Source organism: Bradyrhizobium sp. Arg237L (assembly GCF_029990105.1).
GTDB lineage: Bacteria > Pseudomonadota > Alphaproteobacteria > Rhizobiales > Xanthobacteraceae > Bradyrhizobium.
Map to the genome: position 1 here is coordinate 16,057 of NZ_JAQMIL010000052.1, position 19,173 is coordinate 35,229.

At 63.8% G+C, this 19,173-nt stretch carries 18 protein-coding genes; 11 read left to right on the forward strand and 7 right to left on the reverse strand.

Annotation, left to right across the window (positions count from 1 at the left end; translation table 11 throughout):
* Positions 1 to 93: 93 nt before the first annotated feature.
* The 3 genes from OZ411_RS27880 to OZ411_RS27890 all read right to left on the reverse strand — a co-directional run bounded on the left by OZ411_RS27880 (position 94) and on the right by OZ411_RS27890 (position 2,997).
* Positions 94 to 846: a hypothetical protein gene (locus OZ411_RS27880; RefSeq protein WP_282530523.1), complete on the reverse strand. Its 753-nt coding sequence runs from the start codon at positions 844 to 846 to the stop codon at positions 94 to 96.
* A gap of 2 nt (positions 847 to 848) precedes the next feature.
* Entirely contained in the window at positions 849 to 1,643 is a 795-nt protein-coding gene (locus tag OZ411_RS27885) for an enoyl-CoA hydratase (protein ID WP_282530524.1), read from the reverse strand.
* A 145-nt stretch (positions 1,644 to 1,788) separates the two neighbouring features.
* Positions 1,789 to 2,997 carry an ABC transporter substrate-binding protein gene (locus OZ411_RS27890; RefSeq protein ID WP_282530525.1) on the reverse strand — a complete coding sequence of 403 codons (1,209 nt, stop codon included), beginning with the start codon at positions 2,995 to 2,997 and terminating at the stop codon, positions 1,789 to 1,791.
* Between the two features lie 519 nt (positions 2,998 to 3,516).
* Between OZ411_RS27890 and OZ411_RS27895 the strand changes: the two genes are divergently transcribed.
* Together OZ411_RS27895 and OZ411_RS27900 are read left to right on the forward strand one after the other, a co-directional pair.
* Positions 3,517 to 4,257 (forward strand): hypothetical protein, encoded by a 741-nt coding sequence (locus tag OZ411_RS27895; RefSeq protein ID WP_282530526.1) that lies wholly within the window; start codon positions 3,517 to 3,519, stop codon positions 4,255 to 4,257.
* Positions 4,258 to 4,402: 145 nt separating this feature from the next.
* Positions 4,403 to 5,437 carry a LysM peptidoglycan-binding domain-containing protein gene (locus tag OZ411_RS27900; RefSeq protein WP_282530527.1) on the forward strand — a complete coding sequence of 345 codons (1,035 nt, stop codon included), beginning with the start codon at positions 4,403 to 4,405 and terminating at the stop codon, positions 5,435 to 5,437.
* A 138-nt stretch (positions 5,438 to 5,575) separates the two neighbouring features.
* Here OZ411_RS27900 and OZ411_RS27905 read toward each other — a convergent pair whose 3' ends face one another.
* The 3 genes from OZ411_RS27905 to OZ411_RS27915 are packed head-to-tail and all read right to left on the reverse strand — an operon-like array spanning position 5,576 to position 7,821.
* Positions 5,576 to 6,202: an isoprenylcysteine carboxylmethyltransferase family protein gene (locus tag OZ411_RS27905; protein WP_130579256.1), complete on the reverse strand. Its 627-nt coding sequence runs from the start codon at positions 6,200 to 6,202 to the stop codon at positions 5,576 to 5,578.
* 25 nt (positions 6,203 to 6,227) lie between these two features.
* Positions 6,228 to 7,277, reverse strand: a complete 1,050-nt coding sequence (locus tag OZ411_RS27910; RefSeq protein WP_282530528.1) for an NAD-dependent epimerase/dehydratase family protein — start codon at positions 7,275 to 7,277, stop codon at positions 6,228 to 6,230.
* A 25-nt stretch (positions 7,278 to 7,302) separates the two neighbouring features.
* On the reverse strand, positions 7,303 to 7,821 hold the full coding sequence (locus tag OZ411_RS27915; RefSeq protein WP_282530529.1) for an Mpo1-like protein: 519 nt from the start codon (positions 7,819 to 7,821) through the stop codon (positions 7,303 to 7,305).
* 263 nt (positions 7,822 to 8,084) lie between these two features.
* Between OZ411_RS27915 and OZ411_RS27920 the strand changes: the two genes are divergently transcribed.
* The gene (locus tag OZ411_RS27920; RefSeq protein WP_282530558.1) at positions 8,085 to 8,828 is read left to right on the forward strand and encodes a thermonuclease family protein; all 744 of its coding nucleotides are present in this window, start codon (positions 8,085 to 8,087) and stop codon (positions 8,826 to 8,828) included.
* Between the two features lie 184 nt (positions 8,829 to 9,012).
* A complete protein-coding gene (locus OZ411_RS27925) occupies positions 9,013 to 10,509 on the forward strand; it encodes a M48 family metalloprotease (protein ID WP_282530530.1) in 1,497 nt (498 codons plus the stop codon).
* 172 nt (positions 10,510 to 10,681) lie between these two features.
* On the opposite strand, the gene OZ411_RS27930 is transcribed toward OZ411_RS27925, so the two are convergent.
* Positions 10,682 to 11,998, reverse strand: coding sequence for an MFS transporter (locus tag OZ411_RS27930; protein WP_282530531.1), 1,317 nt, complete (start codon positions 11,996 to 11,998; stop codon positions 10,682 to 10,684).
* A 193-nt stretch (positions 11,999 to 12,191) separates the two neighbouring features.
* On the opposite strand from OZ411_RS27930, the gene cyoA reads away from it, so the two are divergent.
* Genes cyoA through OZ411_RS27965 form a run of 7 tightly spaced genes read left to right on the forward strand, consistent with a single transcriptional unit; the run spans position 12,192 to position 19,103 of the window.
* On the forward strand, positions 12,192 to 13,358 hold the full coding sequence (cyoA, locus tag OZ411_RS27935) for a ubiquinol oxidase subunit II (protein ID WP_282530532.1): 1,167 nt from the start codon (positions 12,192 to 12,194) through the stop codon (positions 13,356 to 13,358).
* 10 nt (positions 13,359 to 13,368) lie between these two features.
* On the forward strand, positions 13,369 to 15,378 hold the full coding sequence (cyoB, locus tag OZ411_RS27940; RefSeq protein ID WP_130579246.1) for a cytochrome o ubiquinol oxidase subunit I: 2,010 nt from the start codon (positions 13,369 to 13,371) through the stop codon (positions 15,376 to 15,378).
* Positions 15,375 to 16,004 carry a cytochrome o ubiquinol oxidase subunit III gene (cyoC, locus tag OZ411_RS27945; RefSeq protein ID WP_130579244.1) on the forward strand — a complete coding sequence of 210 codons (630 nt, stop codon included), beginning with the start codon at positions 15,375 to 15,377 and terminating at the stop codon, positions 16,002 to 16,004. The genes cyoB and cyoC overlap by 4 nt, the downstream gene beginning before the upstream one ends.
* A complete protein-coding gene (cyoD, locus tag OZ411_RS27950; protein WP_282530533.1) occupies positions 16,001 to 16,396 on the forward strand; it encodes a cytochrome o ubiquinol oxidase subunit IV in 396 nt (131 codons plus the stop codon). The genes cyoC and cyoD overlap by 4 nt, the downstream gene beginning before the upstream one ends.
* A gap of 26 nt (positions 16,397 to 16,422) precedes the next feature.
* Positions 16,423 to 17,217: an SURF1 family protein gene (locus tag OZ411_RS27955; RefSeq protein ID WP_130579267.1), complete on the forward strand. Its 795-nt coding sequence runs from the start codon at positions 16,423 to 16,425 to the stop codon at positions 17,215 to 17,217.
* On the forward strand, positions 17,189 to 18,580 hold the full coding sequence (locus OZ411_RS27960) for an ATP-binding protein (protein WP_282530535.1): 1,392 nt from the start codon (positions 17,189 to 17,191) through the stop codon (positions 18,578 to 18,580). The genes OZ411_RS27955 and OZ411_RS27960 overlap by 29 nt, the downstream gene beginning before the upstream one ends.
* Positions 18,570 to 19,103 (forward strand): response regulator transcription factor, encoded by a 534-nt coding sequence (locus OZ411_RS27965; RefSeq protein WP_282530536.1) that lies wholly within the window; start codon positions 18,570 to 18,572, stop codon positions 19,101 to 19,103. The genes OZ411_RS27960 and OZ411_RS27965 overlap by 11 nt, the downstream gene beginning before the upstream one ends.
* Positions 19,104 to 19,173 lie beyond the last annotated feature (70 nt).

Sequence of the window (19,173 nt, forward strand, 5' to 3'; positions counted from 1 at the left end):
GCCGACGCGTAGGGTGGGAAAAGCGCAGCATGCCCACCTTCTCTTGGACGGACCGTGAATGGTGGGCACGCTGCGCTTTGCCCACCCTACAAGTCAGTGCATTAGGCGGAACGTTACCCCACCCAACGAGAATTCATCGCCGGCGACGTTCAGACCTTTCTTCCCGGCAGCGTCGCGGACCTTCGCAACATCGGCGACCTTGAACGTGAGCGCGCTCATGATCTCGCTTTCGCCGTTGACGAAGCGGAAGCTGCAATTCGGCAGGCGTAACTCGGCCTCGCCGTTCACCGGCCAATCAAGAATCCGCCCCCAATGCTGCGCCAGCGCTTGCGGCTCCGGGCTCTGCATCTCGACTTCCGTCAGCGCCTGCGTCACATCTTTTCGGATGTGTTTCTGCCACTCCGGCCCGGCCGGGGGATAAGGCCCCAGAACATCGTCGCTGCCGTCGGTGTGGTTGAACTCGATGAAGGCAGCGCGGCAGTCGCGCGGGTGGAGCTGCACGCCGTGATAGGGCGCATGCGTGATGACGTTCGCGGTGCGCACGCCGATGGCATTGGCATGCGCGCCACGCGCGTCAGGATCGTCGCAGCAGAAGATCGCCATGTAGCCGCCGCGGCCGCCGGTCTTCTCGATGAAGCGGCCCGCCGCCGTGCCCGGCTGAAACGGCGCCACCACTTCGAGCAGGATGGTGTCGACCGGCAGCAGCGCGTTCTCCAGCCCATATTTCGCGACATTGCCGTCGCGATAGCAGACGTTCAGGCCCATGATGTCGGTGATGTCAGAAATCACGGGCGCGAGCTGTGGGGCCACCAGGCAGATCTGGCGCAGCCTGAGATAGCCGGCCATCCCTACTCGCCCTTGAAGACGGGCTTGCGCTTCTCGACGAACGCCTTGGCCGCTTCCTTGTGGTCGGCGGTCTCGCCGCAGCGCGTGTGATGGATCGCTTCGCCATCGAAACAATCCTCGAGCGACAGATGCTCGGCATTGTTGATGTTGCGCTTGATGAAGCCGAGCGCGATCGACGGTCCCTGTGCCAGAGACATCGCAAGCTCGCGTGCGGCGGCGTCAATCTGCGCATCCGGCACCACCGTGGTCACGACGCCAAGCGCATGCGCCTCCTGTGCGGTGAGGACCGGCGAGCTCAGATAGAGCTCGCGCGCCTTCGCGCTGCCGAGGAGCTGGGTCAGGAAATAGGTCCCGCCATAATCGCCGGAGAAGCCGACCTTGGCGAAGGCGGTCGTGATCTTGCATGACTCGCTCGCCACGCGCAGGTCACAGGACAGCGCGATCGAGAGCCCGGCGCCGGCCGCCGCGCCATCGAGCTGCGCCACCACCGGCTTTGCCATCTGATGCAGGATCCGCGAGACCTCCATGCCGCGGCGCAGATTGGCAAGCTTGGCCTCGAACGGCAGCGGCGCCCGGCCCTCCGCCATCGACTTCACGTCGCCGCCGACGCAGAAGGTGCCGCCGGCGCCCTTGATCAGCACCGCGCGCACCTCGTGATCCTCGGCCGCCCGACGCGCCGCCTCGACAAGTCCGCGCGTCATATCCGGGTTCAGCGCATTGCGCCGCTCCGGGCGATTCATGGTGATGGTGAGCAGGCCGTTGTCGAGGTTTTGCAGGACGATGCTGTTTTCAGTCATGGGATTCGCTTTCTTGGTTGTTGGTTCTCGACATCATATCCCCCGCCGTCATTGCGAGCGCAAGCGAAGCAATCCATCTCGCCGCTTGCGGAGGCATGGATTGCTTCGTCCGCTACGCTCCTCGCAATGACGACCACGTTTCGCGTCACTTCTTCACCAGCGGGCAGCGCGAGTTCTCCAACGATTGGAACGCCTCGTTGCCCGGAACGGTCGCGAGCAGCTTGTAGTCGTCCCAGCGTCCCTTCGACTCGGACGGCTTCTTCACCTCGAACAGATACATGTCGTGCACCATGCGGCCGTCCTCGCGGATCCTGCCGTTCTTGGCGAACATGTCGTTGATCGGGGTCTCCTTCATCACCTTCATGACAGCCGCGGAATCCGTGGTGCCCGCGGCCTTCACCGCCTTCAGGTAATGCGTGACGGACGAATAGACGCCGGCCTGCGCCGAGGTCGGCACGCGCTTGGTGCGCTCCATGAAGCGCTTGGTGAACGCGCGGGTATCGTCGTTCAGGTCCCAATAGAAGGCTTCGGCAAGCAGCAGCCCCTGCGCTGTGTCGAGCCCGACGCTGTCGATGTCGGTGACGAAGGCGAGCAGCGGCGAGAGTTTCTGGCCGCTCTTGGCCAGGCCGAATTCGGCCGCCTGCTTGATCGCGTTGATGGTATCGCCGCCGGCATTGGCAAGCCCGACCACCTTGGCCTTCGAGGCCTGCGCCTGCAGCAGGAAGGACGAGAAATCCGATGTGTTGAGCGGATGGCGCACGCTGCCCAGCACCTTGCCGCCGGTCTTGACCACGACATTGGTCGTGTCCTTCTCGAGATCCTGCCCAAAGGCGTAGTCGGCGGTCAGGAAGAACCAGGTGTCGAGGCCGGACTTCACCGCCGCGAGACCCGTCACATTGGCCTGCGCGAAGGTGTCGAACACATAGTGCACGGTGTAGGGCCCGCAGGCCTCGTTGCTGAGGCGGATCGAGCCGGGGCCGTTGAAGATGATGATCTTGCCCCGCGCCTTGGCGATCTCGCCCGCGGCAAGCGCGGTGGCGGAAGCCGCGACGTCGAAGATCATCTCGACGCCCTGGTTGTCGAGCATATCGCGCGCGATGTTCGCGGCGAGGTCGGCCTTGTTGAGATGGTCGCCGACGACGACTTCGACCTTGCGCCCCAGCACCTCGCCGCCGAAATCCTCCACCGCCATCTTGGCGGCGGCTTCGCTGCCGGGGCCGGTGATGTCGGCGTAGAGGCTCGACATGTCGAGGATGCCACCGATCTTGAGCGGCGGCGGCTTGCTTTGCGCCAGCGCCGCGGTGGCCGAGACCGCCAGCATGCAGGCGAACGCGCCTGACAGAATTCGTTTCATGAAGCCCTCCCGGTTCGTCAGCCACATTGACTGTGGTCTACCATTTTGCGGCGCGATCATGCCGCATGGGATTGATGGCAGCAAGCCGCGGCAACGCATGAATCCATCTTTGGTTTTCCGCTAAGCGGAATGATCTTCGGCGTTGTCAGCCGCACGAAATATCTCGATGTTCATCGAAGTTTGTGGTCGCGGCGGCCGGACCAAGCAGCGCTTTGACCGCGGATCGCCGCCCCAAGCAGCGGCTTGCAAATCGAGCCCGTAAGCGCGCCGGATATGCCGCAATCAAAAGCGCGTGCCCGGCCGCTAATTTCGTTTGCCTCCCGACGGTCGCCATGTTCTCGCCAAGTTCCCGCCCATTCCCCTAGCTCACGACAAACATTAACGAATCCCGCAGATCGTGTTGCTCCCGAGACACGCCGCAACAGTAAAGCCACGCTACGCGTACCGCTTTTGTTGCGGTTGCGAGCGCGCCGGGGTTACGGTCATCGGCAATATTCGGTAGCGCTTCGAGGAGGAGCCATGAACGCATATCGCGGCCACACTGGACTGGTCGGCCGGCATTTGTCTCCGCGGCTGCGCGCCATCGCGACCGCGCTGTTGCTGCTGCTTCCGGTCGTCGCAAGCCCGGCGCAGGCTGCGCCGGAATCGGCGGCCGCTCGCGCCTCCACCGCGCACGTCTATATGCTCCGAGGGGTGTTGAACATCTTCTCGCTGGGACTGGATCAAATTGCCGCCAAGCTGCAGGCCCAGGGCATCCAGGTGACCATCAGCAATTACGTATTCTGGTCGTCGCTCGCCAACGAGGCCGCGGCCGAATACCGAAGCGGCAAGACCAAGACCATCATCCTGGTCGGCCACTCCTCGGGCGCGACCTCCCTGCCCGACATGGTCGGGAGGCTGGACCAGCTCGGCGTTCCCGTGAAGCTCGCAATCGGGCTGGACTCGGTGTTCCACACCAGCCTTTCCGGACGCGTCGGACGATACGTCAATTTCTACGTCGCCAACGGCGCCGGCACGCCGGTCGAAAAGACCAGGGGCTTCCAGGGCACGCTGGAGAACGTCAATGTGGCGAGCGTGCCGGGTGTCGGGCACCTGACGATCGAAAAGAACCAGATCATGCAGCAGAAGGTGATCGGCGAGATTGACGCCGTCGTCTTCGGTCGACCGAGTCCGGCATCGCCGACGAGGCGACGGCAGCCGAGTGAGGCAAGCGTCGCCGCACCACCACGGGCGGCCAGCGCGGCTGCTGCTCGCAACTGATCCTGGGCCGATCGAATTGCGGCGCATTGGTTGCGCCGCAATTCTGCCAATTCCTGCGCGATAGTCCATCCTGAACGCGGGCAAGTGGCCTGCCGGCGATCGAGAGCCGGCGTATCTGCGCGCCGAAACCACAGGCGGAAGGCGCATGATCAATCCGAAGCCGGTTATGGCCATTGTGTTCCGGGCGATGCTTATCGCCTGCGTCTGGTCGGCTGGTTGCAATTTCACACTCGCGGCTCCCGCCGCAAAGCAGGCCAATACCGCCGCTGCGGTGGCGGCACCGCCGCCGCCTGCCCCGGAACAGCCCCCGCCGACTCCACGCGTGCGCGCCTATCTGTTTCGTGGCGCGATGGGCCCGATTTTTTCGCGCGGCATGGATCAACTGACCAGCCGCCTCGAGGAGGTCGGCGTCCAGGCCGACGTCTACGAGTTTACCATCTGCCGGCTCATCGCCGCGAAGGCGATCCGCGAATACAAAAAGGATCCTCTTCCGATTGTCCTGATCGGGCACTCGATGGGCGGACTCTGCTCCGTGATATTCGCCGAGGTCCTGCAGCAGGAAAATATCCCGGTCAACCTGATTGTCGCCATCGATCCGGCGCACGCAACGGGGAAAGTGCCGCTCAATGTCGAGCGCTTCATCAATATCTTCATGTCCGACAGCGTGCTGGGGGGCGGCGATGTCGTCGCGGAGACAGGCTATCAGGGCCACTATGCAAGCTACGACTTGAAGGATCACTCGGAAGTCACCCACATCAACATCGACAAGATGGACACCATCCACGACCAGTTGGTGAATGCGGTCGTGCAACTCGGGACGACACCGATGCAGGTCAAGGGCGAGACGGCGCCGCTGCGCTACATCGTTCCATCGGATGCGCCGCTCGAGCTGTGGGATAGCGGCATTCCGCAATTCGCCCGCGCAGGCGACACCTTGCAGAGCCTCGCCACGGCGAACCACGTCCCGCTGTGGGCGCTCACCCAGGCCAATCAGCTACCGGATAACGCCCCGCTGACCGCCGGTCAGCGCATCGTCATTCCGCGTCACCTGATGCCGATCGCACAGCAGCCCGCCACGACGGCGACGGCTGCGGAGCCGGCAAAGCGACCGACAAGTCCCGCTCCCCGCTCTTCGCGGGGCCAGGCTTCGGGCGACAAGTCCTCGCCGCGACCACGGTGACGGATTTCTGCACGTAGCCCGGGTGGAGCGGAACGCGCAAACCCGGGGCCACTCGCAAACGCTGAAGCAGATGTCCCGGGTTACGCTGACGCTCCACCCGGGCTACGGCACGCTGATTTAGGCAGAAACCATCCTGCGCTAGCCGGCCGGCATGAACGGGATCAGCATCGGAACGCGCCGGCGATAGGCGCCATATTCCTCCGCGCCGAGTTCGGCGCTGAGGAATACCTCCTCCATGCGGGCCTTCTGCGCCATGCCGAGCGAGATCAGCACTGCCCCGAGGATCGCCGTCACCGTCCCGACGGCAATGCCGGTGACCAGCATTCCTGCGATCAGGCCGGTATAGATCGGGTGGCGCACAAGGCCATACGGCCCGGTGTCAATGACGTGGTGGCCTTCCTTGTGCGTGATAGCGTTCGACCAGAACCGTCCGAGGTGGATTCGCGCCCACCACGTGAAGGAGATTCCGGCAAGCGTCAGGACCGCCATCACATAGATGCCGAGGCTGCCGAACTGCCACAGCGGCTTTTCACCCAGGATCCTTCCGGTCCACGGCAGGAACAGGATCGCGCCCAGGAGGATGGGGATGCGGTACCTCAGCGACTCCGAGGTCATGACATGCTTCTTGGTCTGGCCGGACCACACCGACGCCACGACCCAGCTCGTGACCCACAGAATCCAGATGATGGCGAGCAATTGGGTGGGCCAGGTGGCGGTCCACCCGCTCCAGACAAACGCGAACCATTGACCAGGGTCTTGCGACATATTGCAACCGTATCAGGCGATTGGATCAGACGCCAAACCGGCGCGTGGTATTGAACGATTGGGCGCCCGGGCTCGACGCCGGTTCCCATTCCGCCTGATTGTGACCGGAGCCAAGCAGATGCGCAATGGTTTCGCGAAGCACAGGCTCGACCGGCCCCGGCGCATAGCCGAGTTCACGCTGCGCTTTTTCGATCGACAGCGCCTCGGCCCGCCGCGCGATCCGCACCCCTTCAGCCGTACCGGATGGCGGCCGGTGGGTCACGTGATCGGCAACGAACTCCAGGAGGCCCGCGGTGATCTCAGCGAGGCGGCCGTTCATCGCAAGGCGCGGCGTGCGGCGGCCCCGGACATGCGCCATGATCCGCAGCACCTGCTTCAGCGCGATGCCTTCGCCGCCGAGAATGTAGCGATGTCCGAACTGCCCGCGTTCCATGGCGAGGATAAGCCCTGCCGCGACATCGCGCACGTCAACCAGGTTCACGACGAAGTCCAGATAGAGCTGCACGCGCTGGTTCAGGAACAGCCGGAGCATCTCCGTCGGCGGCGTGAAATTGTGGTCGTGGGTCCCGATCGGCATCGTCGGGCAGCCGATGACGACAGGATATCCCGATGCCGCCTGCTGCATCGCGTAGCGCTCGGCGAGCATTTTCGAGCGCGTATAGGGCCCCGGCATGTTGTCGGGCAATAGCGCATCGTCGGCCAGGCGATCGTCCGATCGCGAGGCGCGGAACAGGATTGATTCGGTGGAGCAGTGCAGGAGCCGCTTCACGCCACGCTTGCACGCGGTCCCGATCACGACCTCGGTGCCACCACAGTTGACGTCGTGGAAATCGGCCTTCCGCGGCAGCCACATCCCGGGCAGCCCGGCAAGGTGATAGACCTCGTCGACGCCGTCGATGGCGCTGTGCACGAGGTCGCGGTCAAGCACCGATCCCTTGACATACTCGACCTTCGGCAACGCTCGCGACGGCGGCTGCAGATCAAGCACGCGCACGTCGCTGCCTTGCGCGACAAGCGCCGAGACCAGGTGCTTGCCAATGAAGCCGTTACCGCCTGTAACCAGGATTCGTGTCATGCGGTGGGATGCAGTACGGCTGGAGCTACTGGGAATACGACAGGGAATCTTGCGGAGGCTGGATAATACTCGCGAGATCGTGCCGAAAGCCCAGCGCGATGAATAATTTCGCCATCACGAACATCGGTCCGAGCAGCAGATGGGTGGGGTGGTCAGCCATCGAGGGTTTCCTGCGTTCGAACACCTGGTGCCCGATGATCTGCGAGGCGACTCCCACGACAAGGAGGACCGCCGTAAGCGACCACAGGCCGGTGATGGTCACATGACTGACGATCCAGGCGGCCAGTGACAGCAGAACGACAGCCCCGCAAAAGATTCCGGCGCCAAGCGCCAGATCGAGCAAGAACCAATAAAACAGGACCGGCAGCACGGCGATCACGGCCGCGCTGACCTCAACTCCGAACAGGGTGAAGGACAACAGGCTGAGGGGGAGAATGGCCGCCAGAAACAGGAACACGATGCCGAACACATGCATCACGCAATTCCAGGGGTCACGATGGTATTCAACGTAATCGGTCAACTGCCGCCGAAAAAACGAGTTCATGCAGCACTTATCTTTCCTGTTGTGCCGGGACGCGCGGCAAGACTGGCTTGCGCGAAACCCAGCGCTCCGGCTTCATTGCTGGTCCCCGCCGATGGGGTGCTACTTATGCTCGCAATCGGCCTCAAGTCAAAATGCCCCGGGGATAGTGTCGGACGGAGACCGACGTCGTTGCGGAAAATCATGTCCTAATTCAGTCGGCTAGCAGCGGCGTCATGACACGGGGCCACAAAGTGACAGCGCATCACACGAAATTTTGTGCACAAATGTTGCTGTTGTGCCTCATCAGTACAGTGGTAACCGATTCGGCCCGCGCGGCGGGATGCGCTTTCGAAGCCCAGGGCGAGGGCCGGGTCGTGTCCGTGACCGACGCGCGCAGCTTTCGCCTCGAGGACGGCCGCGAGATCCGCCTCGCCGGCATCGAGATTGCGGACCGGCAGAAAGGGGCCGCAGCCCTGTCGGCGCTGGTGATGGGACGCGACATCTCGCTGCAGGGCGAGGACGACGTGCCGGACCGCTATGGACGCCAGGCGGCCTTCGTCTTTGTCTCGGGGTCCGACGCGGCCGTACAAAGCGAACTATTGAAGCAGGGCCAGGCGATGGTATCGCCTGATGTCTCGAACCGGGATTGCGCCACCCTGTTGCTTGCGGCCGAGGCCGAGGCGAGGCAGGCCAAAAGGGGAACTTGGGCCGACGCCTCCGCCATAAAAAACGCGGAAAGTCCGGGCGATATTTTGGCGGGGATCGGGCGCTTTGCGGTGGTCGAGGGGAAGGTTTTGTCCGTCCGTCAGGCGGGAGCAACCACCTACCTCAACTTTGGCCGGAACTGGACACGGGACTTTGCTGTGACTATTCCAAGGCGCATGATCCCCGCGCTCGAGGCGGCCGGGCTTGCGCCTAAGTCCCTGGAAAATCGACGGATTCGTGTCCGCGGCTGGGTCGAAGCGCGCAACGGGCCACGGATCGAACTGCTCCGGGTGGGGCAGTTGGAAGTGCTTGGCGGGACCTAAGGGCATGAAAAGGGGAAGCGGTTCTCCGAAAAGATCGTGCTCAAGCAAACAGATGAGAGCATGATCCGGGACGTGGAGGCTCGTTCTTTCAAGAGATCATGCGCAAACAGGGCGCAAACAGGGATGGGGTCATGATCCGGCCGGTCGGACCATGATATCTTCCGGCAGCTTGAGAGTAGCTGACGTGATTGAGGGTGTGGGACGGCGGGACAGGACGGGCCGCGGCCTTTCGGCTGCGCTGGCGCTCCTGTGCGCGGCGACCCTGCTGTCCGCCTGCGGCAACCTCGGCATCGGCCGGTTCGAAACCGCAGCTCCGGTAGCGACGCCCCAACCGGCAAAGCCGAAGCCCACGGTGGCGCAGACGCCGGCGAGCGAACGCGAGCATGAGCGGATCCTTGCCACCTATGGCGGCGCCTATGACGACCCAAAGCTGGAAGGCCTGATCAGCAAGACAGTCGATCGGCTGGTCGCCGCGTCCGACCGTCCCGACCAGGGTTACAAGGTGACGATCCTCAATTCCGGCGCGGTGAACGCTTTCGCGCTGCCGACCGGACAGCTCTATGTCACGCGTGGCCTGATCGCGCTCGCCAGCGACACCTCGGAGTTGTCGTCCGTGCTGAGCCACGAGATGGCGCATGTGCTGGCTAAGCACGCCTCCATCCGTGAAGACCAGGCGCGGCAGGCGGCGGTGGTGACGCGTGTCGTCACCGACATGAGCAACGATCCCGACCTCACTGCGCTGGCCCTGGCCAAGACCAAGCTCACGATGGCGAGCTTCTCGCGCCAGCAGGAATTCGAGGCCGACGGCATCGGCGTCGGCATCGCCGCGCGCGCGCATTTCGACCCCTATGGCGCCTCGCGTTTCCTCACCGCGATGGAGCGCAATGCGGCGCTGAAGGTCGGCAAGACCTCGTTCGATCCGCGCGCGCAGGATTTCCTGTCCTCGCATCCGGCAACGCCCGAACGCGTCTCCAATGCGCAGGCCGCGGCGCGGCAATATACGGCGCCCGAAGGTGCCGAGCGCGACCGCGAGACCTATCTCGCCGCGATCGACAACATCGTCTACGGCGAAGATCCGAGCGAAGGTTTCGTCCGCGGCCGCCGCTTCCTGCACCCCAAGCTCGCCTTCACCTTCCAGGCACCCGAGAACTTCACGCTCGACAACACTGCGCAGGCGGTGATCGGCGTGCGCGAAGGCGGCTCGCAGGCGATGCGGTTCGACGTGGTGCGGGTGCCGGCGGAGCAGTCGCTCGGCGACTATCTCAACTCCGGCTGGATGGAAGGCGTCGACAAGGCTTCCACAGAGGATATCACCGTCAACGGCTTCCCGGCGGCGTCCGCCACCGCGCGGGGCGACCAATGGCAGTTCAAGGTCTACGCGCTGCGCTTCGGCAGCGACGTCTATCGCTTCATCTTCGCGGCCAAGCAGAAGACGACCGAGAGCGAGCGCAATGCGCGCGAGACCGTCAATTCGTTCCGCCGCCTGACGCTCGAGGAAATCCAGGCCGCGCGCCCGCTGCGCATCAAGGTCATCACCGTGCAGCCCGGCGACACCGTGGAATCGCTCGCGCACCGCATGGGCGGCGTCGACCACCCGGCCGAGCGCTTCCGCGTCCTCAACGGGCTGGACGCCCACGCCCAGGTCAAGCCTCGCGATCGCGTGAAGATCGTGGTGGAATAGCGAAGCGTTTTCGAGCGAAGCATGCCCTCGGACTTGATCCGAGGGTGGATCCCGGTTCGCGTAGCAATCAAGTTTACGCAGATTGCGTACACTTATCTGCGCAGAAAACGCGTCAAAACAAGGGTCTGGAGCTTCGGTTCTGATTCAATCAGAACCGAAATGCGCTTTACCCTTACTCGATGATATTTTCGCGCAGCCCGCTCAGCCAGAGCGCCAGCAGCGTCCACACCGCGCCGGACAAGAGATAGGCGCCGGCGGAGATCAGGCCGAAATGGGTCGCGAGCAAGAGCGCGGCCAGCGGCGCAAATCCTGCGCCGAACAGCCAGGCGAGGTCCGAGGTCAGCGCCGAGGCGGTGTAGCGGTACATCGGCGCGAAGCTGGAGGCGATCGCTCCCGAAGACTGGCCGAAAGACAGGCCCAGCAGAATGAAGCCGAGCACCATATAGATCGTTTCACCGACGGCGCCGGCATCGAGCAGTTGCGGGGCGAAGCCGCTATAGACCGCGATCGCGATCGCCGAACCGGTCAGCAGTAATTTTCGGCCGACGCGATCGGCGATCACTCCCGAAGCCACGATCGCGACGACGCCGAACGCGGCACCGATCATCTCGATGATGAGAAACCGCACCGGGCTTTCGCGGGTGAACAGGAAGACCCAGGAGAGCGGAAACACCGTGACCATGTGGAACAGCGCAAAGCTCGCCAGCGGCGCGAAGGCGCCGAGCAGAATGTTACGGCCCTCGTCACGAACCGTGTCGACGATACGGGCCGGCTGCAGTTCGCGGCTTTCGAACAGCGAATCATATTCCGGGGTCGCCACCATGCGCAGCCGTGCGAACAAGGCGACCACGTTGATCGCGAACGCGACGAAGAACGGGTAGCGCCAGCCCCAGTCGAAGAAATCTTCCGCGGACAGGTTGCCGGCAAAGAACGCGAACAGGGCGCTCGCCACGATCAGTCCAAGCGGCGCGCCGAGCTGCGGCACCATGGCGTACCAGCCGCGGTGATGCCGCGGCGCATTGATAGCGAGCAGCGAGGCAAGACCGTCCCAGGCCCCGCCCCAGGCCAGGCCCTGGACGGCGCGCGCCAGCGCCAGCAGCCAGATCGCGGCGACGCCGATCGTGTCGTAGCCGGGCAGGAAGGCGAGTGCGACCGTCGCAGTCCCCAAGAGGAACAGCGCGATGATCAGCTTCGCGCTCTTGCCGTAATGGCGGTCGACCGTCATGAAGATGACGGTCCCGAGCGGACGCGCCACGAAGGCAAGCGCGAAGATGCCGAAAGAATAAAGTGTCCCGGTCAGTTCGTTCGCGAATGGGAACACCAGGCGCGGAAACACGATCACTGACGCGATCGCATAGACGAAGAAATCGAAGAATTCGGACGTGCGGCCGATGATGACGCCGATGGCGATCTCCCCGGGGCGCGCCGGTTCGTGACCTGCCGTCATCGGGTGGCCGTGAGCCATTGCAGGGGCCTGTGTCATCGCCATCGCGCCTTATGCCTTATGCCTTATGCCGTTCTTGATTGAGGCGGCCGCCAGGCGGTCTTGCCGTTAGCGACCTCAAAGGCGCTGTTTGAGCCGCCATTGCGCACTGCAACATTGGACAAATTGTCCAATGTCCTCCTTGTTGCATCGCAGCTACCCCCTGTTTCACATAGGAAATTTCCAACAAGGTTCCACCGTGCGTGTCTTGAGGATTCTTGCGTTGCTGCCACTCGCAGCCGCTCTTTCAGGTTGCGATTTTGTCGTGCTCGCCCCGGCCGGCGACGTGGCCGTGCAACAGCGCGACCTGGTCGTGATCTCCACCGTTCTGATGCTCTTGATCGTCCTGCCGGTGATGGCGCTGACCGCGCTGTTCGCCTGGCGCTACCGGCAGTCGAACACATCAGCCCGCTATGAGCCCGATTGGGACCATTCCACCCAGCTCGAGCTCGTCATCTGGTCGGCGCCGCTCCTGATCATCGTCTGCCTGGGCGCTTTGACCTGGATGGCCACCCACCTGCTCGACCCCTACCGCGCGCTTGGCCGCATTGACGCCGATCGCCCGATCGAGGCCCAGGACAAGCCGCTCAATGTCGAGGTGGTCGCGCTCGACTGGAAATGGCTGTTCATCTATCCGGAGTACGGCGTCGCGACCGTCAACGAGCTCGCAGCTCCCGTCGACCGCCCGATTCGTTTCCGCATCACGGCCTCCTCCGTGATGAACTCCTTCTACATCCCGGCGCTGGCGGGCCAAGTCTACGCCATGCCGGGCATGGAGACGAAGCTGCACGCCGTGACCAACAAGCCCGGCGTCTACAAAGGCTTCTCCGCCAACTACAGCGGCGCTGGCTTCTCCGGGATGTACTTCTCGTTCCATAGCCTGACGACGGCCGACTTCGACAAATGGATCGCGAAGGTGAAGGCAAGCGGCGACATGCTCGGCCGCAACGAATACCTCGTGCTCGAACGTCCGAGCGCCAACGAGCCGGTTCGCCGCTATGGCTCGGTCGATGGCGACCTGTTCAAGGCCATCGTCAACATGTGCGTCGAGCCGGGCAAAATGTGCGCGAGCGAGATGATGGCGATCGACGCCAAGGGCGGGCTTGGTCGCGAAGGGCTGAACAACACGCTGCCGCTGACTTACGACAAATATGCCCGGCGCGGCGCGGTGTTCGGACCCGAGCCGACCTACGTGGCGGGCATCTGCTCGGTCGACGAATTGAAGGGGCAATCCGAGCCGGAGAGCACCGTCCCGTTCGACACGACGCCGCTGCGCGGGGCCGGCCTCAAGCGTCCGCTGTTCTCGCCCGCCAATCCATCCTCAAGTTCCCTTCTTCTCGGATCGCGTCCGAAATCAGACTCCTAAAGAGCGCCGCATGTTCGATACTTCCTCCCTCGCCAAAGCGATTTTCGGCCGCCTGACACTGGAATCGCTGCCGCTACATGAACCGATCGTCGTCGGCACCTTCGTCGTCGTGGCGCTGGGCGGCGTCGCCCTGCTCGGCGCCGTCACCTATTTCCGGCTGTGGGGCTATCTGTGGCGCGAGTGGTTCACCACCGTCGACCACAAGCGCATCGGCATCATGTACATGATCCTCGGCATCGTGATGCTGCTGCGCGGCTTTGCCGACGCCATCATGATGCGCCTGCAGCAGGCGATCGCCTTTGGCGGCTCCGAAGGCTATCTCAACGCCCACCACTACGATCAGATCTTCACCGCCCATGGCGTGATCATGATCTTCTTCGTCGCCATGCCGCTGGTCACCGGGCTGATGAACTATGTGGTGCCGCTGCAGATCGGCGCGCGCGACGTGTCGTTCCCGTTCCTCAACAATTTCAGCTTCTGGATGACCGTGGGCGGCGCGGTGCTGGTGATGGCGTCGCTGTTCATCGGCGAATTCGCCCGCACCGGCTGGCTCGCCTACCCGCCGCTGTCGAACATCGGCTACAGCCCTGATGTCGGCGTTGACTACTACATCTGGGGGCTGCAGGTGGCCGGCGTCGGCACGACGCTATCGGGCATCAACCTGATCTGTACCATCGTCAAGCTGCGCGCGCCCGGCATGACGATGATGAGGATGCCGGTCTTCACCTGGACCTCGCTGTGCACCAACGTCCTCATCGTCGCCTCTTTCCCGGTGCTGACGGCGGTTTTGGCGCTGCTGTCGCTTGATCGCTACATCGGCACCAACTTCTTCACGAACGACTTCGGCGGCAGCCCGATGATGTACGTGAACCTGATCTGGATCTGGGGTCACCCCGAGGTCTACATCCTGGTACTGCCGGCGTTCGGCATCTTCTCCGAGGTGACCTCGACCTTCTCGGGCAAGCGCCTGTTCGGCTACACCTCGATGGTCTACGCCACCGTCGTCATCACCATCCTGTCCTATCTGGTCTGGCTGCATCACTTCTTCACGATGGGCTCGGGCGCCAGCGTGAATTCCTTCTTCGGCATCACCACCATGATCATCTCGATCCCGACGGGAGCGAAGATGTTCAACTGGCTGTTCACGATGTATCGCGGCCGCATCCGCTTCGAATTGCCGATGATGTGGACGGTCGCGTTCATGTTCACCTTCGTGCTCGGCGGCATGACCGGCGTGCTGCTGGCGGTACCGCCGGCCGACTTCGTCCTGCACAACAGCCTGTTCCTGGTCGCGCATTTCCACAACGTGATCATCGGCGGCGTGGTGTTCGGCGCATTTGCCGGCATCGCCTACTGGTTTCCGAAGGCGTTCGGCTTCAGGCTCGATCCGTTCTGGGGCAAGCTGTCGTTCTGGTTCTGGGTGACAGGCTTCTATTTCGCCTTCATGCCGCTCTACGTGCTCGGCCTGATGGGCGTCACCCGCCGCCTGCGGGTGTTCGATGACCCAAGCCTGCAGATCTGGTTCGTCATCGCCGGCATTGGCGCGTTCCTGATCTTCCTCGGCATCATCTCCTTCCTGGTGCAGATCGCAGTCAGCGTGCTCAAGCGCGAAGCGCTGAAGGACGTGACCGGCGACCCCTGGAATGCACGCACGCTGGAATGGGCGACGTCGTCGCCGCCGCCGGCCTACAACTTCGCCTTCACCCCCGTCGTCCATGACAACGACGCCTGGTGGGACATGAAGCGCCGCGGCTATCGGCGTCCGCTCACCCGGTTCAAGCCGATCCACATGCCCAGCAACACCGGCACGGGCGTCATCCTCGCCGCACTGGCCACGGCGATGGGGTTCGGCCTGATTTGGTACATCTGGTGGCTGGCCGCCGTGAGCTTCATCGGCCTGCTCGCGGTCGCGATCGGCCACACCTTCAACTATCACCGCGACTATCACATCCCGGCCGATGAGGTCGTCCGGGTGGAAGATGCGCGCACGCACCTGCTTGCCGCTGGAGCCAAGTCATGACACTCGCCGTCGTCCCTCCACAAAGCTCCGAACCGGTCTTCTACGTCGTCGACGAGCACGATCATCCCGAAGGCGCGAGCACGATGCTCGGCTTCTGGATCTACCTGATGAGCGACTGTCTCATCTTCGCGATGCTGTTCGCCACCTTTGGCGTGCTCGGCGGCAACTACGCGGCAGGCCCGACGCCCAAGGACCTGTTCGACCTGCCGCTCGTGGCGGTCAACACCTCGATGCTGCTGCTGTCGTCGATCACCTATGGTTTCGCGATGCTGGCGATGGAGAAGTCGCGCGTCGGCGCGATGCAGGCCTGGCTCGTGATAACCGGGCTGTTCGGCCTGGCGTTCATCAGCATTGAACTGTTCGAATTCGCCCACATGATTCACGAGGGCGCGACGCCGCAGCGCAGCGCCTTCCTGTCGTCCTTCTTCACGCTGGTCGGCACCCACGGCCTGCACGTCACCTTCGGCCTGGTATGGCTGGTGACATTGATGGTGCAGGTCGCCCGCTACGGCCTGATCGAGGCCAACCGCAGGCGCCTGATGTGCCTCAGCATGTTCTGGCACTTCCTCGACGTGGTCTGGATCGGCGTGTTCACCTTTGTCTACCTGATGGGAATGCTCCGATGAAATCCGACACTCACGCCCTGCAACCCGCACCCAACGCACATCCTGCAGACGGACATGGCGAGCACCATGCCGGCGGCTCGCGCGAAAGCTACCTGATCGGCTTCGGCCTCTCCGTCATCCTCACCGCCATCCCGTTCTGGCTGGTGATGAGCGGCGTGCTCGGAGACAAGCAGCTCACCGGGCTTGCGATCACGGTGCTGGCGGCGATCCAGATCGTGGTCCACATGGTGTATTTCCTGCACATGAATACCCGCTCCGAGGGCGGCTGGACCATGATGGCGCTGATCTTCACCATCATCATGGTGGTGATCGGGCTGACCGGAACGCTGTGGGTCATGCATCACCTCAACGTCAACATGATGCCGGGGCATGACATGAGCACCATGCAGTGACGGCGCGCCCATCTGCCCTCTCGCTGCTGCTGGTCGCCCTCGCGGCGCTGGGCGTCGTCGCGCTGACCGCGCTCGGCGTGTGGCAGCTTGAGCGCAGGACGTGGAAGCTGGCGCTGATCGACCGGGTCGAGCAGCGCCAGCATGCAGCCCCTCAGCCGCTGCCCTCGCCCTCGTCGTGGCACGCGATCACCGCGTCAAGCGACGAATACCGGCGCGTGACCGTCAGCGGCCATTTCCTGCATGAGCGCGAGACGCTGGTGGCGGCCGTGACCGACTATGGCCGCGGCTTCTGGGTCCTGACGCCACTGCAGACGATGGACGGAGCCACGGTCCTGGTCAATCGCGGCTTTGTTCCCCCGGAGCGGCGAGATCCTTCAACGCGGCGCGAGGGAAATCCGCCCCGCGCGGTGAGCATCACCGGCCTGCTGCGGATCACCGAGCCAAAGGGCGCCTTCCTGCGCACGAACGACCCGGCGACAAACCGCTGGTACTCGCGCGATGTCGCTGCGATCGCCACAGCGCGCGGACTGTCGCAGGTCGCGCCATTCTTCATCGATGCCGACGCGGCCCCCAATCCCGGTGGCTACCCGATCGGCGGGCTGACCGTGGTCAGGTTCCCGAACAACCACCTGATTTACGCGCTGACATGGTTCGCCATGGCCATTATGCTGGCGGCTGCACTCCTGCGCGCTTTGCGCGGCAGGGACCATGTCCGCGACTTCGATGCGCGGCGCGATGCCGTGCGGAGCCTGGTGGCCGCCGCACGCAATTTATCTCGCAAGACGGGCCCAGATGCTCGAGCGCATATCGGATCAGCATGACCACGGGAAAACGGCGGACGAGGCCATGACGCTGCCGGCCAGGGCCGGCGCCGGCACGGCCCCGGTCGCGCTGGATGCTCCAAAATCGACCGACGACACGACCAACCGCAAGAACATGGCGCTGCTGATCCAGCTCCGCTGGACCGCGGTGATCGGCCAGATCGTGACGATCGCGTTCGTCGACCGGTGGCTGGGCATTGCGCTGCCGATCCTGCCGATGGCCGGCGTGATCGCAGCCCTCGTGGCGCTCAACCTGTTGAGCCTGGTCTGGGTACGGTATCGGGCGGAAATCAACAATCGCGAACTCCTGCTCGCGCTGATGCTCGACGTCGCCGCACTGACCGGCCAGCTCTATCTGAGCGGCGGGGCGACCAATCCGTTCACATCGCTCTACCTTCTGCAGGTGACCCTCGGCGCGGTCCTGCTCGACGCCCGCTCGACCTGGTCGCTGGTCGGACTGGCCTGTTTGAGCTTCGCCGGGCTGACCGTCGCCCATCGCCCGCTCGGGCTGCCGCAGTACGGCTTCAGCGATCCGTTCAGCCTTCATGTTGCCGGCATGTTCATCGGCTTTGCGCTCAATGCCGTCCTGCTCGTGGTGTTCGTGACGCGCATCAACCGCAACCTGCGGAAACGCGATGCGAATTTGGCCGCGCTGCGCCAGCATGCCGCCGAGCAGGATCACATCGTCCGGATGGGCCTGCTTGCGTCCGGGGCGGCGCATGAGCTCGGCACCCCGCTGGCGTCGCTGTCGGTGATCCTGAGCGACTGGCGCCGCATGCCGGCCCTCGCATCGAATCCGGAGCTTTCGGACGATCTGTTCGAGATGGAGACGTCGCTGCAACGGTGCAAGTCGATCGTCACGGGTATTCTCGTCTCGGCCGGCGAGGCGCGCGGCGAAGAATCGTCGCCGACCACTGTGACTGCATTTCTCGCGGCGCTGGTCCAGGAGTGGCGCACCACGCGCCCGTCCGCCACGCTGTACTTCCGGAACGAGTTCGGCACCGACCTGCCTGTTGTCTCCGAGGTCGCGCTCAAGCAGGCGATCTTCAACGTCCTAGACAATTCCGCCGAGGTGTCGCGCGACTGGATCGAGCTCGCGGCCGAGCGGGCCGACGACCGGCTCGTCCTGTCGGTCACCGATCGCGGACCGGGCTTTGCGCCGGAAATGCTGGCGCAATTGGGCAAGCCCTACCAGTCGAGCAAGGGACGCCCGGGAAGCGGCCTCGGCCTGTTCCTGGTCGTCAACGTCGTGCGCAAGCTCGGCGGGGTCGTGACGGCGCGAAACAATGCAGAGGGAGGCGCAACCATCAGCCTCGAACTGCCCCTGGCAACGCTTGCGATCGGAGGCAGCCTTGACGGATGAACGGCTGCTTTTGATCGTGGAGGACGATGAGGGCTTTGCCCGCACGCTCAAACGTTCGTTCGAGCGGCGCGACTATCAGGTCGTCGTAGCGGCCTCGCTCGACGAGGTCAGGAAAGTGCTGGAAGAGAAAACGCCCGGCTATGCTGTGGTCGACCTCAAGCTGGGCGGCGCCTCGGGGCTGGCCTGCGTGGAAGCGCTGCATGTGCACGATCCCGAGATGCTGATCGTCGTGCTGACCGGGTTTGCCAGCATCGCCACCGCGGTGGAAGCCATCAAGCTCGGCGCTTGCCATTATCTCGCCAAGCCGTCCAACACTGACGACATCGAAGCCGCCTTCCGCAAGGCCGAGGGCAACGCCGATGTCGAAGTGGCCGCGCGTCCCACCTCGATCAAGACCCTGGAATGGGAACGCATTCACCAGACCCTGATCGAAACCGATTTCAACATTTCCGAAACCGCAAGGCGGCTCGGCATGCACCGCCGGACCCTGGCCCGAAAGCTGGAAAAACGCCAGGTGAGGTGACCGGAGCGCTTTCGAGCGAAGATGCCGGCACGCCGCGGGCACTGGCCCCCGGCCGGGCGGGGTGTGATAA

Coding starts and splice junctions, on each gene's coding strand:
- OZ411_RS27880 (WP_282530523.1), bottom strand. CDS start 846: ATGGCCGGCTATCTCAGGCTGCGCCAGATCTGCCTGGTGGCCCCACAG.
- OZ411_RS27885 (WP_282530524.1), bottom strand. CDS start 1,643: ATGACTGAAAACAGCATCGTCCTGCAAAACCTCGACAACGGCCTGCTC.
- OZ411_RS27890 (WP_282530525.1), bottom strand. CDS start 2,997: ATGAAACGAATTCTGTCAGGCGCGTTCGCCTGCATGCTGGCGGTCTCG.
- OZ411_RS27895 (WP_282530526.1), top strand. CDS start 3,517: ATGAACGCATATCGCGGCCACACTGGACTGGTCGGCCGGCATTTGTCT.
- OZ411_RS27900 (WP_282530527.1), top strand. CDS start 4,403: ATGATCAATCCGAAGCCGGTTATGGCCATTGTGTTCCGGGCGATGCTT.
- OZ411_RS27905 (WP_130579256.1), bottom strand. CDS start 6,202: ATGTCGCAAGACCCTGGTCAATGGTTCGCGTTTGTCTGGAGCGGGTGG.
- OZ411_RS27910 (WP_282530528.1), bottom strand. CDS start 7,277: ATGACACGAATCCTGGTTACAGGCGGTAACGGCTTCATTGGCAAGCAC.
- OZ411_RS27915 (WP_282530529.1), bottom strand. CDS start 7,821: ATGAACTCGTTTTTTCGGCGGCAGTTGACCGATTACGTTGAATACCAT.
- OZ411_RS27920 (WP_282530558.1), top strand. CDS start 8,085: ATGTTGCTGTTGTGCCTCATCAGTACAGTGGTAACCGATTCGGCCCGC.
- OZ411_RS27930 (WP_282530531.1), bottom strand. CDS start 11,998: ATGGCGATGACACAGGCCCCTGCAATGGCTCACGGCCACCCGATGACG.
- cyoB (WP_130579246.1), top strand. CDS start 13,369: ATGTTCGATACTTCCTCCCTCGCCAAAGCGATTTTCGGCCGCCTGACA.
- cyoC (WP_130579244.1), top strand. CDS start 15,375: ATGACACTCGCCGTCGTCCCTCCACAAAGCTCCGAACCGGTCTTCTAC.
- cyoD (WP_282530533.1), top strand. CDS start 16,001: ATGAAATCCGACACTCACGCCCTGCAACCCGCACCCAACGCACATCCT.
- OZ411_RS27960 (WP_282530535.1), top strand. CDS start 17,189: ATGCTCGAGCGCATATCGGATCAGCATGACCACGGGAAAACGGCGGAC.